This window comes from uncultured Chitinophaga sp. (genome assembly GCF_902168175.1).
GTDB lineage: Bacteria > Bacteroidota > Bacteroidia > Chitinophagales > Chitinophagaceae > Chitinophaga.
On the sequence record NZ_CABHOU010000108.1, the window covers coordinates 1 to 17,184 of the forward strand.

Below are 17,184 nucleotides of genomic sequence, written 5' to 3' on the forward strand. Positions count from 1 at the left end.
GCGGCAGGGCAAACAGCACACTACCCAGTTCCGCCTCGTTCAGTTGCAGCTTACGCTGTATGTCAGGTATCCTGGAAGCCCAGGAGAAAAAGCCGAAGCCAGAAATAAAAAAGAAAAGTGTAATGGCTAGACGCGCCTTCTTCGGATCATTCATCATGCTATACTTTACATTCCGGTATTCACATGGCAAAAATATATCTTTAAATGGGCTTTCCCAGTATGTTAACCCAATAATAAACTACACAGGTTACGCCACACCCGGCGGCTTTTATATTTGCCCGTTGTATTACCTCCACACTTTATCCCGATCACACCATTCAATTCCGCAGTCTTCAAAATAAACACCTCTACCGTGCAACTGGCACAGATTTTATTTTGTTATATGTAGAATATCAGCCCCGTAATTATGCAATTGAACAAGGGCCATTTAAAACCAACAGGAATATGGATCATCGGCAGGAGCGTAACGCAGGCGTTTTAATGCACATTACTTCATTGCCTTCGCAGTTTGGCGTGGGCGACCTGGGCTATGGTGCCCGGGAATTCGCAAGGTTTCTTCATCGCAGTAAACAACGGTACTGGCAGGTATTACCGCTTAATCCCACCGATAACAGTAGTTTTTCTCCTTATAGTGCGCTGTCGGCTTTTGCCGGTAATACGCTGCTAATTAGTCCCGATTGCCTGGTAGAAGATGGATTGCTGGAAGCGGGCGATCTGAAAGCGCATGCACTGCCGCAAAACAGGAAGGCTGATTTTAAGGCGGCCAGGCTGATAAAAGGTAAGCTGCTCGCCCGGGCATACGACAAGTTTATCGAAGGCGATTTTGCACATTTAAAGGCAGCGTTTGAAGCATTTTGTAAAGCACAATCTTATTGGCTCGACGACTACGCTGCGTTTGCAGTAATACAGGCTGGGTGTAAAGGTAAACCGTGGTACGAGTGGCCGGAAAAGTTTAAGAGCAGGAGCGAAGGGCCGGCCGATGAGGAGGCCGTTAGGCGGGAGAAGTGGGCGCAGTTCATTTTCGACCGGCAGTGGCAGGGATTAAAAGGCTATTGCCACAGTTTAAACGTGCTGTTATTCGGAGATCTGCCATTTTATGTAAGCCATAATTCGGCAGATGTGTGGGCAGGCAGAGCGTTGTTTAAACTGGGACCTGGAGGCGAAATGCTGGCAGTGGCAGGTGTACCGCCCGACTACTTCAATGATAAGGGACAATTATGGGGCATGCCCATCTTCGATTGGAAACACCAGCATGAAACACGTTATGACTGGTGGCTGCAACGCATTCGCCGCAACATGGAATGGTTCGATTTGCTGCGGCTCGATCACTTCCGCGCTTTTGCGGAATACTGGGAAGTACCGGCAGGCGAAGCAACGGCCGAGCATGGCGAATGGATGGCAGGGCCTGGGGAAGATCTTTTTCACCTGTTGCAGAAAGAAATGAAAGAATTGCCTTTCGTGGCTGAAGACCTTGGCGAGATAGATGATAAAGTGTATGCGTTGCGCGATAGGTTCCGGTTGCCAGGTATGAAAGTATTGCAATTCGCATTTGGGGAAGATATGCCCGTATCTCCCCATATTCCACATCAGCATGCCCCGCATTTTTTCGTATACACCGGCACCCACGATAACAATACTACAAGGGGATGGTTTTTCCAGGACGCAGATCGTAACGACCGCCGCCGTCTTACAATTTACGCCGGCCGCAAGCCGTCGGATAAAGATGTACACCAGGTGTTAAACCGCATGGCTTATGCCTCTGTGGCTAATACCGCTATATTGCCCATGCAGGATATCCTGGGGCTCGACGGCGATGCGCGTATGAACAAACCTGCCGGCGACGGACCCAACTGGCGCTGGCGTATGCTTACGGAGCAGCTTACCGAAACGGTGGCGCATAGTTTAAAGGAACTAACGGCGGTGTATGATCGTGATCCTTTTGACCGGGCGCAGTAATTGTATACACAACAGAAATAATTAACGATGACATATCCAAAAGCAGGAGCCATTTTGTTGAATGCCGGCATATGTGAGTTCAGGGTGTGGGCGCCTTTCAGAAAAAGAGTCGAACTGGTTATCTCATCTCCCGTTACAGAACAATTAGATATGTTGCCCGAAGAAGAGGGCTATTGGTCATACTCCATGCCGGGCTGCCCCAGTGGCCTGCGTTATCACTATCTGCTGGACGGTGAACTGCACCGTCCCGATCCCGCTTCCCGCAGCCAGCCCGATGGCGTACACGGTGATTCGGAAGTGACAGACACCGATGCCTTTAACTGGAGCGATCATGGCTGGAAAGGGATAGCGTTGAAGGACATGCTGATTTACGAATTACACACAGGCACCTTTACCCCGGAAGGCACGTTCGATAGCATTATCAGCAGGCTCGACGAGCTGCTGCATCTTGGTATAAACACCATAGAGATAATGCCCGTAGCACAGTTTCCGGGTACCCGCAACTGGGGTTACGATGGCGTATTTCCTTTTGCTGTACAAAATTCATATGGCGGCTTAAAAGGTTTAAAACAACTTGTGAACGCCGCGCATGAAAAAGGTATAGCGGTACTGCTGGACGTGGTATACAATCACCTGGGGCCGGAAGGGAATTACTTTAATGACTTTGGTCCTTACTTCACAGAGAAGTACCGAACCCCATGGGGATCGGCCATCAACTTCGATGATAACTGGTGTGATGGTGTGCGGGGATATTTTATACAGAACGCATTAATGTGGCTCGATGAATTCCATATCGACGGATTGCGTATGGACGCAGTGCATGCCTACTGGGATTGCAGCGCCGTACACATCACCCAGGAACTGTCGGTCGTGGTAAAAGAACTGGAACAGCGTACGGGGAGAAAGAAAGTGCTGATCGCTGAAATAGACCTGAATAACCCCAGGTATATTTCACCGGTTACTGAAGGTGGTTATGGCCTGGGCGGGCAGTGGAGCGACGAGTTTCATCACGCCCTGCATTCTGTACTTACCGGCGAAAGGAACGGATATTATGAAGATTTTGGAGAAACCGAGCAACTGGCTACCGTGCTTGAAAATGGTTACGCTTACACCGGGCAGTACTCCAACCACCGCAAAAGGCGTTTCGGCGCATCGCCGAAACAACTCGCCTGCGGGCAGTTTGTAGTGTTCATTCAAAACCATGATCAGACAGGCAACAGGATGAAGGGGGAAAGGTTGAGCAGCCTGGTGGACAAAGAGGCCCTGAAACTATCGGCAGCGGCCATGTTGCTTTCGCCCTATGTGCCATTGTTATTTATGGGAGAAGAGTACGGCGAAACCAATGCGTTCAGCTACTTTACCAGTCACAGTGATAAAGAACTGATCAAAGCCGTACGGGAAGGAAGAAAAAAAGAATTCGCTGCTTTTCATGGAGAAGAAGAAGCACCCGATCCGCAGGATGAAGCGTTGTTTCGTAGCAGCATATTAAGCTGGAATACGCAAACGCCTTTGTACGAATACTATCGCCATCTCATCAGCCTCCGTAAAACGCATGCCGCCATGCGAAGCGATGCACGTGATGATATGGTGGTGCATCCCGTGTACCATTCGGCTGTATTGGCCTTTGAAAGGGTATCAGGCGGCGGCAGGCTGCTGGTACTGCTGAACTTCAGTAAAACGGAACAAACATGCGCGCCAGCACCAGGCTACCGCTTAAAAAAAATAAGCGACTCGGCACTGGTACAATGGAATGGTAATGGGGTAGAAGCCGCTGAACAGGTAGCGCCCGGAGGAATTATCAATTTACAGCCCTTAGCAGCTGTGGTGTACGAAATGATCTGAAACTATGGAAAATGACATCAACATAACCGGTGCAACTTACCGGATACAATTTAACGAACGGTTTACGTTCTCGCAACTGGAAAACATCATCGATTATTTAGCGGAGCTGGGTATTACAACGATCTACGCATCCCCTGTATTCGAAGCTGCTCCCGGCAGTTTGCATGGTTACGATGTATGCGATCCGTTGCAGATAAGCACGGCTATTGGCACTACAGAACAGTTTCGTAACATCAGTAAAAAACTGAAAGAGAAAGGCATTACATGGCTACAGGACATTGTGCCCAATCATATGGCCTTTCATATGAACAACCAACGGTTAGCGGATGTGCTGGAACGGGGCCCGCATTCGCCCTACTATAACTTTTTTGATATAGACTGGCAGCACCCGGCACCCGGACTTAACGGTAAGTTGATGGTGCCCTTCCTTGGTAAACCACTGGAGGAAAGCTTTGAGGACATCAAACTCGCCGCTACCGCTAATGGTTTTGTGCTGGAATGTAACGGACAAAATTACCCGCTTTCGTTGCAGGCCTACGACGTGCTGATGCAGGCGGCAGGCGATCAGCAGGATCAGCTGCGTTTACAACAACTACTGGTTTCTTTACGGGATGAGGATATCATTGGTTTGCCCTTAAAGGATTGGTTATCCTATAAAGAAAAACTGTTTAATGGAGCTGATAATGAGCTGCCGATGCGTATTGCCGAAAATGTGAATGGTAATCGCCAGCTGCTGAAGGCCCTGCTTAAAAATGCTTACTACCAGTTTCACTATTGGAAAGATGCAGATAGTACGATCAATTACCGCCGCTTCTTTACCGTAAACGAATTGATTTGCCTGCGTATGGAAGATCAGGGGGTGTTTGACGAATATCACTCCTTTCTGCACCGCCTGTACCGCGAAAACCTGGTGCATGGCCTGCGCATCGATCATATTGATGGACTAAAAGAGCCGGGAAAATACATCGACCGCCTGCGTGGCCTGTTTGGCAACAACTGTTATATCATTGCTGAAAAAATACTGGAACAGGACGAAAGCATGCCCGAACGCTGGGCCTTACAAGGTACCAGTGGTTACGAATTCCTGGCAAAGGTAAACCAGCTGTTAACGGACAACGCCGGCATGGAAAAACTATCGCGCTACTACCGCGGGCAGTTTGCCGACCTGGCCGATTACAACGACCTGGTATTCCGTAAGAAAAAAGCAATGCTGGAAAAGTATATGGGCGGCGAACTGGAACGCCTCGTACACTACGCCTATCAGCTTAAATTAGCGGAGGGTATCGACCGCAAAAAGTTTAAACCTGCCCTGGCAGCGTTTATGTTATACCTGCCCGTGTATCGCCTGTATCCGCAGGAGTGGCCGCCATCGCCGGAAGATATCACCATCCTGAACGAAACCATGGAAAAAGCCAAAGTAAAGGAACGTTCGCTGGAGAGTATACTGGACATCATACAGGGCTGGTGGGACAAACCCGTCAACAATAAAAAGTTTAATGATAACCTGCTTAACTGGTTCAAACGTTTGATGCAGGTAACAGGGCCTTTAACGGCGAAAGGTGTGGAGGATACAGTGTTTTATCAGTATAACGCACTTATTTCCCGCAATGAAGTAGGCGATTCGCCCGGTGCAGCACCTTTTACTGCGGAAGCTTTTCATAAACAGATGTCTTCACGGCAATACCTGTTCCCCCTGTCTTTAAACGCTACGGCTACCCACGATACCAAAAGAGGTGAGGATGCCCGAATCCGCCTGAATACCTTAACAGCGGTATCCGACTTATGGCTGCAGCAGTCGCAGGAGTGGCATGTTATGAATGCAGATTTTTTTAGTGGGGAAGAAGATAAAAAAGCGCCGCAACCGAACGATGAATATTTCATTTACCAGTCGATACTGGCAGGTCTGCCCGCCGGCGGTAAGGTTACCGAACACTATACCAACCGGCTTTGCGACTACATTATCAAAGCCCTGCGGGAGGGCAAGGTAACCAGTAACTGGGGAGAACCAGCTATTAAATACGAAGAAGCCTGCACCACTTTTATTCGTGGTATACTCGCTGCTCCGGCGTTCGTGGAAAGCCTGCAAAAATTTTACGCGCACATCGCTCCACTGGCTTATAACTATTCGCTTGCGCAGACATTACTGAAACTCACCGCGCCCGGTGTGCCCGATATATACCAGGGCTGTGAGTTATGGGATTTATCCTTCGTAGATCCCGACAACCGGCGCGATGTAGATTATGATTTGCGCAAACAATGGCTGGCGCAGTTACAAAAAGGCAGTAATACCCATAACCAGTTAAGTTTAATTGCCGAAAATAAAGACAGTGGTTTAGCCAAATTGTACCTCACCTGGAAATCACTGCACCTGCGTAAAGAGCATCCGGCTTTGTTTACCGACGGTGATTATATTCCGCTGAGTACGAACAGGCCAGGTAATGTGCTGGCCTATGCACGCCGTAACAGGAGCGGGTGGGTAGTAGTGGTAACACCGCTGGTAGCGGCACCGGCTAACGAAATTACAGAGAAGGATTATGTGATACTGGCCGACGCAGCGCCGTCTAAATGGAAGAACGTGTTTACGGGAGAGTTGTTGAGCATTACCCATGCAAGGCTGCCGTTATCCGTTTTACAGAAGTTTCCGGCAGCCCTGCTGGTAAGCGTACATTAACCGGGGCGAAGTACTTTATGTGATAATACTACAATAGTGAGACCGTCCACCTGGATGGTCTCTTCTGCTTTATAAAGGCGTTCATCCACATTGCTATTTACAGTGTCTATTTCCACCTGCCAATCTTTGCCGTATGTGGCAACAGGCAGTTTGAAATCGATGGGTTCATGGTGAGCATTAAAGATGATATAGAAGCTATCATCTATGATCTTTTCTCCTTTGGAGCCTATGGTGTGCAGCGATCGTCCGTTCAGGAATACGGCCAGTGTTTTGGCGTAGTGTGCATTCCAGTGTTCTTCTGTCATCTCGCCACCATCGTTCAGGAACCAGGCGATATCTTCCACCCCGATGCCTTTTATAGGTTGGCCCCTGAACCATCCTTTGCGGCAAAAGGAAGGATGGGCGAGCCGGAAGTGAATGAGTTTTTGGGTAAACGATAACAAGTCATTATCCATCTTGTCCCAATGCAACCATGATATTTCGTTATCCTGGCAGTATGCATTGTTGTTTCCTCCCTGCGTACGTCCCATCTCATCGCCGGCTACCATCATGGGTACGCCCTGTGAAAGAAATAAGGTGGTAAGCAGGTTACGCTTCTGCCTCGCGCGGCGTTCGTTCACCACGGGGTCGTCCGAGGGCCCTTCTTCCCCACAGTTCCAGCTGCGGTTATGGCTTTCACCATCGTTGTTATCTTCCCCGTTGGCGTGGTTATGTTTTTCATTGTAGGATACGAGATCATGCAATGTAAATCCATCGTGCGCGGTAATAAAGTTAATACTGGCAGTGGGTCGGCGATAGTCTTCTTTGTAAAGGTCAGAGCTGCCGGTGAAACGTTCGGCCAGTTCCCCCAACACACTATCGGCGCCACGCCAGTAATCGCGGATGCAGTCGCGGTACTTACCATTCCATTCTGCCCAGCCCGGGGGGAATTTCCCCACCTGGTAACCACCTTCACCAATATCCCATGGCTCAGCTATCAGTTTGGCCTGTGATATAACCGGGTCCTGGTGAATGATATCGAAAAAGGCACTGAGGCGGTCTACTTCATGCAGTTCGCGGGCCAGGGTGGCCGCGAGGTCGAACCGGAACCCATCTACATGCATTTCCAGTATCCAGTAGCGCAGGCTGTCCATGATCAGCCGGAGTACGTTTGGCAAGCGGGCGTTAAGCGTATTTCCTGTGCCCGTATAGTCCATGTAATAGCGTTTCTCCTCCGTTAACCTGTAATACGCCGGATTATCGATACCCCTGTAAGAGAGCGTAGGGCCCATATGATTACCTTCGCCAGTGTGGTTGTACACTACATCGAGAATAACTTCGATGCCTGCCCTGTGCAGTTCCTTTACCATCTGTTTGAATTCCGTTACCTGTTCGCCTGTAACGCCACTGGAAGAGTAGCGGACATCGGGGGCAAAGAAGCCGATAGTATTATAGCCCCAGTAGTTCGTAAGGCCTTTATCGCGCAGGTGCCTGTCGACAATAAAGTGATGCACCGGCATCAGTTCCACAGCCGTTATTCCCAGATCCTTGAGATATTGAATAGTTACAGGATGACCGATGGCTGCGTAGGAGCCTCTTATCTCCTCCGGAATATCGGGGTGTTGTTTAGTGAATCCTTTTACATGCATTTCGTAAATCACCGTTTGGCGATACGGTGTTTTAAGCGGCTTATCTCCCTCCCAGTCGAAAGCATGATCAATCACCACCGATTTCGGAATAAAAGGCGCGCTGTCCAGTTCACTAAAGCTCAGGTCCTCTTCTTCATGCCCTACTTCGTACCCAAATAATGCATCATGCCAGTCTATAACGCCAGCTATCGCTTTGGCATATGGATCAATCAACAGTTTGTTGGCGTTGAAGCGTAGGCCATTTAGGGGTTCATAGGGGCCATGTACACGAAAGCCGTAAAGCTGTCCGGGTTTGATGTCAGGTATATATGCATGCCATACGTGGTGTGAGCGTTCAGGCATTTTAATCTTAGTATATTCTATTTCATCCTTGGCTGATTTAAATAAGCAGATTTCCACATTCGTGGCATTTTCCGCATAAAGGGCGAAGTTAACTCCCTTTCCATCCCAGGTGGCGCCTAACGGGTAGGGATTGCCGGGGTAAACGATCATGTTCATAAGCAACGATATATGTTCGGGTAGAGTTCACAACTATGATGCCGGGAGCTGCATGAGTAAAAGAAAGGCATGGACGATTGGCTGTGATAACACGATTTTTGCGATTATATTTGTTTCAAACTGATATTTGTCAGTTCGTCGAATGTCCATTGTTAATAATTTTACAAGCGCATTTACTATCAACAAACGCATATGAACGATTTTCTCGCCGCCCGTTCGCAGATGGCCCTGTCGCTTGGTTTTCACATTGTCTTTTCTTGTATTGGGATGGTGATGCCGTTCTTTATGGCCGTATCGCACTTTTACTGGTTAAAAACGAACAAGCAGGTATATAAGAACATCACCAAGGCCTGGAGTAAGGGGGTGGCTATCTTTTTTGCCACCGGCGCTGTATCGGGCACCGTGTTGTCGTTTGAGCTGGGACTGTTGTGGCCCACTTTTATGAAACATGCAGGCCCCATCTTCGGTATGCCCTTTTCCCTGGAGGGCACGGCCTTTTTCATAGAAGCGATTGCCTTGGGCTTTTTCATGTATGGCTGGAACAGGTTTAACCGCTGGTTTCACTGGTTTACCGGCGTAGTAGTAGGGGTAAGCGGGCTGGTATCAGGCATCCTGGTAGTAGCCGCCAATGCGTGGATGAACAGTCCGGCCGGTTTTGATTATGTAAATGGCGAATATCTCAATATCGATCCCATTGCCGCGATGTTTAACGATGCCTGGTTCTCCCAGGCCCTGCATATGTCGGTGGCCGCGTTTGTAGCCACCGGGTTCGCCGTGGCCGGTATACATGCCATGATGATCGCGAAGGGTAAAAACATAGAGTTCCATACCAAATCCTTCCGAATTGCCGCCATCTTTGCCTGCGTAGCGGCAGTTTTGCAGCCCCTGAGCGGTGATATTTCCGCTAAAGACGTGGCCAAACGCCAGCCCGCCAAGCTCGCGGCCATGGAAGCACACTTCGAAACGCAGCAAAGCGCGCCGCTGATCATAGGTGGTATTCCTGATGAAAAAAATAAGACCGTTAAATACGCTATTAAGCTGCCAGGTATGCTTAGCTTCATGGCGCACGGAGATTTTAAGGCAGAAGTAAAGGGGCTCGACCAGATACCCGAGGACGAGCATCCCCCGGTGGCCATTACTCACTATGCTTTCCAGATTATGGTAGGTTTAGGGATGGTGATGGTATTGCTCGCCATCCTTTATTTCATTGCTCTCTGGAAAAAGAAAAGCTGGCTGCAAAGTAAGTGGCTGCTTAAATTTTTCGTGCTGGCCACACCAATGGGCTTTATTGCCGTAGAAGCCGGCTGGACGGTCACTGAGGTAGGCAGGCAGCCCTGGATCATTCATGGCGTAATGCGCACGGCCGATGCGGTAACGCCCATGCCCGGTATTGCTTATTCTTTCTACCTGTTTACCTGTGTATACGTATCACTGGCCGCTATCGTAACCTTTATGCTGTACCGGCAAATAAGGATGGTAGATAAGCTGTACGATGTACCTTCTTCCGAAAACCCTGTAAAGCACTAAAGGCATGTTGTACGTAGTGATCACTTTCCTCTGGGCATCTATCTTGTTATACTTATTGCTGGGCGGCGCCGATTTCGGAGCAGGCATTATCGAACTGTTTACGTCCGAAAAGAACCGCAGCCGTACCCGTAAAACCATGTACCAGGCCATAGGTCCCATCTGGGAGGCTAATCATATGTGGCTCATTATCGCCATTGTGATCCTGTTCGTGGGGTTCCCGGCTATCTATTCCACCATGTCGGTGTACCTGCACATCCCGTTAACAGTGATGTTGATGGGGATTATTGCGCGCGGTACCGCTTTTGCTTTCAGGCATCACGATGCGGTGGTGGACGACTGGCAAACTGTGTACAACCGCATCTTTACCTGGTCGAGCGTAGTAACACCGCTGTTCCTGGGCATTATTGCAGGTAGTGCCGTGAGCGGACGAATTAACCCGGCAGCCGGTAACTTCCTGGATGCGTATGTGTTCAGTTGGCTCGACTGGTTCACGGTAGCCGTAGGTCTATTTACCGTGGCTATTTGTGCCTTCCTGGCGGCTGTATACCTTATTGGTGAAACCGACAATGAAATGGACCGCCGACGGTTTATCCATAAAACACAAAGCTCGAATATTGCGGCCGTGATTTGCGGTGCGCTGGTATTTACCGCAGCTCATTTTGAAGGTATTCCTTTAATGCACTGGATATTTGGCAACCTGGTAGGTGTATTTTCGATTATCGCTGCTACGCTTTCACTGGTGCTGATGTGGTACCTGCTGCGGAAGGGGAAAACAAAAATACTGCGGTTACTGGCGGGTTCGCAGGTTACGATGATCCTGCTTGCGGTTACCTGGCATCACTTTCCACGTATTGTGCTGTTTACGAACGGTGGTTACCTGTCGCTGATGGAGCATCACGGTCATGATAAAACCATTGCTTCGCTCGGCTGGGCTTTATTGCTGGGAAGTATTTTTATCCTGCCGGCGCTGTTTTACCTGATCTATAGTTTTCAGCAGAAAAACGGGAATGGGGTAGAGGAAGCACATTAGGGCTGATTATCGAGGAAGCTGCCCAGCGCGTCCAGTTTACCGGTCCAGAAACTGCGGTATTGCGCCGTCCACTCGGCCACTTCCTTTAGTTTATGCAGGTCCGCATGGCAAAAACGTTCACGGCCCTGTTGTTTGATCACTACCAATCCGCACTCGGTAAGGATACGGATATGTTTTGATACCGCCGGCCTGCTGATCTCGAAGTTGCCGGCGATGGCGTTCAGGTTCAGGGATTGTGCCGACAGCATATTAATGATCTCCCGCCGGGTGGGATCGGCTATGGCCTGGAATACATCTCTTCTCATACTGCAAATGTAGTGATACCTTTTGGTTACAGGATGTGCCATTTGCTGATGAGATATGGATTTTTATCACTACTTTTGAGGCCCCTCAATTATTATTAGTTTCCGATATGCAAATTTTTCCGACCCAGTATTCAACGCTGTCAGCATCTGCGCTTAAGCATCGTATTGCAGACAGTTACCGCCTCAAAGTACGCAGCTGCCGTTACCTCGTGCGTGGCGTAAGTGATACCTATGTAATCGAAGCAGAAGAAGGTAAGTTCATTTTTAAGGTTTACCGCGATATGCACCGCTCGCTGGAGGCTATCCAGGGCGAGCTGGAACTGATGGATATCCTGCAGCAGGAAGGTGCCCGCATTGCCACTGCAGTAAAGAACCGCGCCGGTAAAACCGTTGAATCGTTCCAGGCAGCCGAAGGCACACGTCACGGCGTACTTACCCACTTCGCAAAGGGTAAATCATACATCGACCTTACCGATGCGCAGCTGGATGTATTAGGCCGCGAAATGGCCTTCAATCACAACGTAACCGCCAACCTTCAACTCCAGCACGAAAGGCCGGTATACGATACCGATACCACGGTGATGCGCCCGCTGAAGAACCTGGCGGTAGCCTACGCCGAATACCCGGAGGACTATGCGATGTTGAGAGAAACAGCAGAAGAGGTGTTGATGGCGTTAAAAGACTTTAACACGCAGGCATTCAGCTACGGTTACGTTCACTTCGATTATTTTCCCAAGAACTTTTTCTTTGACGACAATAATAGCTTCACCCTGTTCGATTTTGACTTTGCGGGGCAGGGTTATTTGGTGTACGACCTGGTATCATTGTATACGCATTACACTTTTCATGTGGTTAATAAACGCATTACCCTGGAAGAAGCCAAAAGGCAGCTGGACAGGCTGGTGGCGGCTTACCGGACGGTGAGGCCGCTGGGCGAGGATGAAGTAAAAGCGATGCCCTACCTGAGCTTTACTTTTCTTTTATTCTACCTCGAGTTCCATTACCTGAATTACGACGACTGGTCAAATACCTTCTTTGGGGAGCGCCATTTAAAGACGTTCGCTAAACATATGAGAGATCAGATAACGATGTTGCAATAATAACAAAACGGGAGTACAGCTGAGGCCGTACTCCCGTTTTGTAGCTATATGGCCACATTTATACTTTCAGCCTGCCCTGCACACCGTCGTCCATACGTTTGCCCGTAATGGCACCTACAGCGATTTTTAGCAGTGATACGGCTTTATTGTGCTTAGTATCCCAGTAATACACATCTTTAGGTATCACTTTGATGATCTCAATGGTAGGATCGTCTTTTCCCTCCGTAAACCAGGCTTTGGCTACAGGGCTCCACAGTTCCTCCACCTTATCCTTGTTTTTCAGTAATTCGGCTTCGCCATAAACACTGAGGTATTCCGAGCTGTTCTTATTGGAATAGAAGAGCTGCACACGGTTATCGTTTTTGATCTCGTGTTCCTTTTCTGTATTTTCTTTGCTGAAGAACCAAAGGCAGCCCTCATCATCCACCTTAAGAGTACTCATGGGGCGCGAAGCAAGCGGGGTTTGGGAAAGATTAGTTACAAATATGCAAATGTTAGCGGCTTCTACCAGGTCCTGCAATTTCTTTACTGCTTCTGTATTTGAAAGATTTTCTATGCTCATGGTCATCCGTTTTGGGTAGAGGTACAAAGATTGTTCCATGCCGCATTCTGCGGTCAAACGCTTATTTTAGCATTAAATCTGTCCTTATGCAAATACTGCTCGACTTTTTAGTCTCTGTCATTGCCTTCTTCCATGTTTATATACTATGGCTGGAAATGTTTGCCTGGGAAAGCCGCGCACCAAAAGTATTTACCAACTTCCCCAAACCATTATTTAAAGACACTAAAACGCTGGCGGCAAACCAGGGCTTGTACAATGGCTTCCTGGCGGCGGGGCTGGTGTGGAGTTTTTTTATTGATGATGCGAACTGGGAAATGAATGTTCGTCTTTTTTTCCTGGCCTGTGTAGCTGTTGCAGGTATATACGGCGCCTTTACCGCCAGCAAAAAGATCTTCTACGTGCAGGCGTTACCTGCCATTATCGCTATCATTATTGCTTTAATTATCCGTTACCGTTAGGTCCAGGGAGAAAATAAATGTTGCTCCGTATATTAACATTTAATGTACGGGAGTTTCTATTTTTTTGCATGTCGAAAGACCTATTATAAATGCTTTCCTGCCAAAAAAACAAGAATTCATACCAGATACTAACTGGTGGTTTTTAGGGCGATGGATGTGTATTTATATTTGCGACTTAATAATTCCTTTAATCGTTAACACCCAAAAGCTAAATTATGAAAAAACTGATTTCCGCAGCAGCGGCACTACTGATTGTATTTAACGTTAGCGCCCAGGTACAACAGGAGGAAATACACTCTTCCGAATTGCTCTACCAGAAAACCAAACGTCCAACCATGGTTATTCCCGAAGGGCCAGATGGGGATACGCCACCAGCACAGTTACGTGCTGTTAAATTTAAAACAGTTACGCCTACACGTAAGGTAGTAAAGCTTACACCTGCTCAGCAGCTTATTGTTACAGAAGCAGATGCGCCCATTGCCATGAGGGCAATGACAGGTAACTTTTGTGCTTCTCCTGTAGTAGATGAGGCCCTGGAGCCTGTATATGCTTCTGTGAAGGCGCACATGCCGCTGTTCCTGCCTTACAAAAGTTCAAAAGTAGGTGTTTGGCAGGGCTTCTATTACAGCTGGGACAAAAATGAAGATGGGGCTAAAGATGGCCATGGTGCTATCGATTATGGCAAAACAGGCGTGGAAGCCAACGAAGATCCTACCTTCGGTGTGTATGCCATAGCACCGGGTAAGGTAATTGATGTGTATTGGTCTAATGGCGGCGGTAACATCATTACTATTGAACATACTGCCCCCAACGGTTATAAATACCGCAGTACTTACCTGCACCTGCGTAATGGTTACGATAACGACCGGGCCAATGCGAAGAACTCACCCAGCGACAAATACAAGAAATTTGCGAATAACGGTACTACCAGCCAGCTTTGCTGGGGCACTAATGCGCAGAAGATTAAAGTTAAAAAGGATGACTGGGTACAGGCTGGCCAGTTTATCGCCTATGCAGGTAACACCGGCTCAGGTGGCATAGGTGTAATCCTGGATGACGACGGTACCTTTACCTCAAAACACGAGAACACCCGCTCCTTTAACGTACACCTGCACTACGAAACCAGGGTGAAAGATACCCGTGCCGGTCATGCCAACGACTGGGTGCTGGTAGATCCTTACGGCGCTTATAACCACGCGGGTGTGGATTGTTACGACCTGGAGGCGAATAGTCCTTACGCCCGCCTTTATGCCCCCTTTTACCCCAGCTTCCACAACGTGCCGCTGGACCTGGTGAACAAATACTGGGGTTATTACACGGGTATGGGTATGGGCCTGCAAACCATTAGTGTGGATAAAGCTGGCAGCACATTATTCTCGGCGGGCTCCTTCCAGTGGGGTTTGCCTGGTGCCTGGTATGCCCGTTTTTACATGACTGCCGATACTTATCAGCAATATTTTACCCAATATGGCAAACAGGGATTCCGTCCGCGCCAGATTTCTGTAACCAACGACGGCAGCGGTAACCCACGTTTTTCCGCTATTTGGGAAAAAGCGCCTGCGGGACAGGCGACCTATGCAGTGCATAACAGGGACGATGCTAATTTCCTGGCAGTGTGGAAAGACTATGTAACCACTAAAAAATGGCATGTACAGGAACATATCGATTACACCGTGAACGGCAAACGCCTTCATGCGGCGGTGTTCGTGAATAAGCCTAACGATAATGGCTTTTACATGTACTACGGAATGAGCGCCACGGACTTCGATAAGAAGTTCGACGAACTATATAAAAACTGGGAGTTGACCAGCATCAATGTAAACGGTAATACCGTGGGTGGTGTTTGGAGGCCTAAAAAGAGCAATTATGCTGCTTTTTACGGTATGACATCGGCTGGTTACCAAACCCGGTTCGATGAGTTAGCCGGCCAGGGGCTTCGCCTGGTGAAGGTGCAGAACTACTCCGATAACGGCAGGTTCAGCGCCATCTGGGCGAAATAAAGTTTTTTTTAAGCTAAAAATTGGAAACTTAAATGCGGGCCCCTGTTTAGGGGCCCGGTTTATTTTATCCCTTACTCATCACATTTTAACCGCCTCTTTTAAAGATAATTTTTACATTAGCCTCTTACTATTCAACAAAAAGGAAGAGATGAAAAAAATACTGAGTTGCCTCTTGTTTTTACTGCCGGCATATGCTTCTACGCAAGCCCAGGCACCCAAGCCCGGTAATCCCGTATTCGACGGCTGGTATGCCGATCCGGAAGCCGTGGTGTTTGGCAATAAATACTGGATATTTCCCACTTTCTCCGCTCCATATGGCAAGCAGGTACACTTTGATGCCTTCTCGTCCAGCGACCTCGTTCATTGGAAAAAGCATAAGCAGGTGTTAGATACCGCAGCTGTTAAATGGGCAAAGCGGGCCATGTGGGCACCATCGGTGGTGGAAAAAGAAGGTAAGTATTACTTCTTCTTCGCAGCCAACGACATCCAGAAGGAATCGGAATTGGGCGGTATTGGTGTAGCCGTAGCCGACAAACCACAAGGTCCTTACAAAGACTACCTTGGTAAACCACTGATCAATGAGATCACAAATAAAGCGCAGCCGATAGACCAGTACATCTTTAAGGATAAAGATGGTCAGTATTACATCATCTATGGTGGCTGGGGCCATTGTAACATTGCCAAACTGAATAAAGACTTTACAGGGCTGGTGCCTTTTGAGGATGGCAGCACGTTCCGGGAAATTACGCCCGAGAAGTATGTGGAAGGCCCGGTTATGTTTATCAAAGATGGTAAATACTATTTTATGTGGTCGGAAGGTGGTTGGGGTGGCCCGGATTATAGCGTGGCCTATGCTATTGCAGACTCGCCGGCAGGACCTTTTAAGCGTATTGGAAAAATACTGCAGGAAGATCCGAAAGTGGCTAACGGCGCGGGGCATCACTCCGTGGTGTTTAATCCCAAAGCCAACAAATGGTTCATCATCTACCACCGCCGCCCGCTGGGTAACAAAGACAGGGATCACCGTGTAACCTGCGTGGATGAAATGAAGTTCGATGCCGATGGCAGGATATTGCCTGTAAAGATCACGTTCGAAGGTGTGAAGCCCACGAAATTGTAAAATCAATATAACTACCTGCAAAGACCTGGTCATTTTACCAGGTCTTTGTTATTTAACCACAGTGGCTTCCAATTCCACTTTTAATGTTTCGAATAATACCGGCACTTCTATGAGTGTGGTCGCCTGTTTGATCCCATGCTTCGTAATCCAGTCCTGGAACACATCGAAACATCCAAACAGTTCTGCAGACGAAGTGGTGAACACGTTTAACCGCACAATACCCTGACATTCATAACCCGACTCGCCAATCACCTGCTCCAGGTTCTGTATAGCCAGCAATAACTGAGATCTCATATCCGCATTGCTTGATTGTCCGTCGGCATATACCGCGGCCTGTCCGGCGCAATAGAGTGTGCCCTGTACGTTTTTTACTTCCACCGCCTGTACATAATTACGCGCATCCTGCCATTGCCATGGATTAATGATCCTTTTTTCCATATAGTGATAATTAAAGTTTACTGCAAAGGTGGGAAGCCTGCAGGAGCTT

General features: G+C 48.4%; 13 protein-coding genes. 9 read left to right on the plus strand and 4 right to left on the minus strand.

The window, feature by feature from the left end:
* Window positions 1–444 precede the first annotated feature (444 nt).
* Genes malQ through treY form a run of 3 tightly spaced genes read left to right on the plus strand, consistent with a single transcriptional unit; the run spans window position 445 to window position 6,469 of the window.
* Window positions 445–1,956 carry a 4-alpha-glucanotransferase gene (gene malQ, locus QZT80_RS25840; protein ID WP_295129127.1) on the plus strand — a complete coding sequence of 504 codons (1,512 nt, stop codon included), beginning with the start codon at window positions 445–447 and terminating at the stop codon, window positions 1,954–1,956.
* Between the two features lie 27 nt (window positions 1,957–1,983).
* Window positions 1,984–3,798, plus strand: coding sequence for a malto-oligosyltrehalose trehalohydrolase (gene treZ, locus QZT80_RS25845; RefSeq protein ID WP_295129129.1), 1,815 nt, complete (start codon window positions 1,984–1,986; stop codon window positions 3,796–3,798).
* A 4-nt stretch (window positions 3,799–3,802) separates the two neighbouring features.
* Window positions 3,803–6,469: a malto-oligosyltrehalose synthase gene (gene treY, locus QZT80_RS25850; protein ID WP_295129131.1), complete on the plus strand. Its 2,667-nt coding sequence runs from the start codon at window positions 3,803–3,805 to the stop codon at window positions 6,467–6,469.
* Here treY and glgX read toward each other — a convergent pair.
* The gene (glgX, locus tag QZT80_RS25855) at window positions 6,466–8,595 is read right to left on the minus strand and encodes a glycogen debranching protein GlgX (RefSeq protein ID WP_295129133.1); all 2,130 of its coding nucleotides are present in this window, start codon (window positions 8,593–8,595) and stop codon (window positions 6,466–6,468) included. The genes treY and glgX overlap by 4 nt on opposite strands.
* 192 nt (window positions 8,596–8,787) lie before the next feature.
* On the opposite strand from glgX, the gene QZT80_RS25860 reads away from it, so the two are divergent.
* On the plus strand, window positions 8,788–10,122 hold the full coding sequence (locus tag QZT80_RS25860; RefSeq protein ID WP_295129135.1) for a cytochrome ubiquinol oxidase subunit I: 1,335 nt from the start codon (window positions 8,788–8,790) through the stop codon (window positions 10,120–10,122).
* A gap of 4 nt (window positions 10,123–10,126) precedes the next feature.
* The gene (locus QZT80_RS25865; protein ID WP_295129136.1) at window positions 10,127–11,152 is read left to right on the plus strand and encodes a cytochrome d ubiquinol oxidase subunit II; all 1,026 of its coding nucleotides are present in this window, start codon (window positions 10,127–10,129) and stop codon (window positions 11,150–11,152) included.
* Here QZT80_RS25865 and QZT80_RS25870 read toward each other — a convergent pair.
* The gene (locus tag QZT80_RS25870; RefSeq protein WP_295129138.1) at window positions 11,149–11,457 is read right to left on the minus strand and encodes a helix-turn-helix transcriptional regulator; all 309 of its coding nucleotides are present in this window, start codon (window positions 11,455–11,457) and stop codon (window positions 11,149–11,151) included. The two genes, QZT80_RS25865 and QZT80_RS25870, sit on opposite strands and share 4 nt — an antisense overlap.
* 107 nt (window positions 11,458–11,564) lie before the next feature.
* On the opposite strand from QZT80_RS25870, the gene QZT80_RS25875 reads away from it, so the two are divergent.
* Window positions 11,565–12,557, plus strand: coding sequence for a phosphotransferase (locus tag QZT80_RS25875; protein WP_295129140.1), 993 nt, complete (start codon window positions 11,565–11,567; stop codon window positions 12,555–12,557).
* Between the two features lie 58 nt (window positions 12,558–12,615).
* On the opposite strand, the gene QZT80_RS25880 is transcribed toward QZT80_RS25875, so the two are convergent.
* Window positions 12,616–13,119, minus strand: a complete 504-nt coding sequence (locus QZT80_RS25880; RefSeq protein WP_295129142.1) for a pyridoxamine 5'-phosphate oxidase family protein — start codon at window positions 13,117–13,119, stop codon at window positions 12,616–12,618.
* 86 nt (window positions 13,120–13,205) lie between these two features.
* On the opposite strand from QZT80_RS25880, the gene QZT80_RS25885 reads away from it, so the two are divergent.
* From QZT80_RS25885 to QZT80_RS25895, 3 genes are all read left to right on the plus strand, one after another.
* Window positions 13,206–13,577 (plus strand): DUF1304 domain-containing protein, encoded by a 372-nt coding sequence (locus QZT80_RS25885; RefSeq protein WP_295129144.1) that lies wholly within the window; start codon window positions 13,206–13,208, stop codon window positions 13,575–13,577.
* A gap of 215 nt (window positions 13,578–13,792) precedes the next feature.
* A complete protein-coding gene (locus QZT80_RS25890) occupies window positions 13,793–15,577 on the plus strand; it encodes a hypothetical protein (protein WP_295129146.1) in 1,785 nt (594 codons plus the stop codon).
* A gap of 148 nt (window positions 15,578–15,725) precedes the next feature.
* A complete protein-coding gene (locus QZT80_RS25895) occupies window positions 15,726–16,697 on the plus strand; it encodes a glycoside hydrolase family 43 protein (RefSeq protein ID WP_295129148.1) in 972 nt (323 codons plus the stop codon).
* 48 nt (window positions 16,698–16,745) lie between these two features.
* On the opposite strand, the gene QZT80_RS25900 is transcribed toward QZT80_RS25895, so the two are convergent.
* A complete protein-coding gene (locus QZT80_RS25900) occupies window positions 16,746–17,135 on the minus strand; it encodes a Rid family hydrolase (protein ID WP_295129150.1) in 390 nt (129 codons plus the stop codon).
* Between the last annotated feature and the right edge of the window lie 49 nt (window positions 17,136–17,184).

What these genes read in the sequence shown, in the direction of transcription:
- QZT80_RS25900 (WP_295129150.1), bottom strand. Translation starts at nt 17,135, where the DNA reads ATGGAAAAAAGGATCATTAATCCATGGCAATGGCAGGATGCGCGTAAT.
- QZT80_RS25890 (WP_295129146.1), top strand. Translation starts at nt 13,793, where the DNA reads ATGAAAAAACTGATTTCCGCAGCAGCGGCACTACTGATTGTATTTAAC.
- QZT80_RS25895 (WP_295129148.1), top strand. Translation starts at nt 15,726, where the DNA reads ATGAAAAAAATACTGAGTTGCCTCTTGTTTTTACTGCCGGCATATGCT.
- QZT80_RS25875 (WP_295129140.1), top strand. Translation starts at nt 11,565, where the DNA reads ATGCAAATTTTTCCGACCCAGTATTCAACGCTGTCAGCATCTGCGCTT.
- treY (WP_295129131.1), top strand. Translation starts at nt 3,803, where the DNA reads ATGGAAAATGACATCAACATAACCGGTGCAACTTACCGGATACAATTT.
- QZT80_RS25870 (WP_295129138.1), bottom strand. Translation starts at nt 11,457, where the DNA reads ATGAGAAGAGATGTATTCCAGGCCATAGCCGATCCCACCCGGCGGGAG.
- QZT80_RS25860 (WP_295129135.1), top strand. Translation starts at nt 8,788, where the DNA reads ATGAACGATTTTCTCGCCGCCCGTTCGCAGATGGCCCTGTCGCTTGGT.
- QZT80_RS25865 (WP_295129136.1), top strand. Translation starts at nt 10,127, where the DNA reads ATGTTGTACGTAGTGATCACTTTCCTCTGGGCATCTATCTTGTTATAC.
- glgX (WP_295129133.1), bottom strand. Translation starts at nt 8,595, where the DNA reads ATGAACATGATCGTTTACCCCGGCAATCCCTACCCGTTAGGCGCCACC.
- QZT80_RS25885 (WP_295129144.1), top strand. Translation starts at nt 13,206, where the DNA reads ATGCAAATACTGCTCGACTTTTTAGTCTCTGTCATTGCCTTCTTCCAT.
- QZT80_RS25880 (WP_295129142.1), bottom strand. Translation starts at nt 13,119, where the DNA reads ATGAGCATAGAAAATCTTTCAAATACAGAAGCAGTAAAGAAATTGCAG.
- treZ (WP_295129129.1), top strand. Translation starts at nt 1,984, where the DNA reads ATGACATATCCAAAAGCAGGAGCCATTTTGTTGAATGCCGGCATATGT.
- malQ (WP_295129127.1), top strand. Translation starts at nt 445, where the DNA reads ATGGATCATCGGCAGGAGCGTAACGCAGGCGTTTTAATGCACATTACT.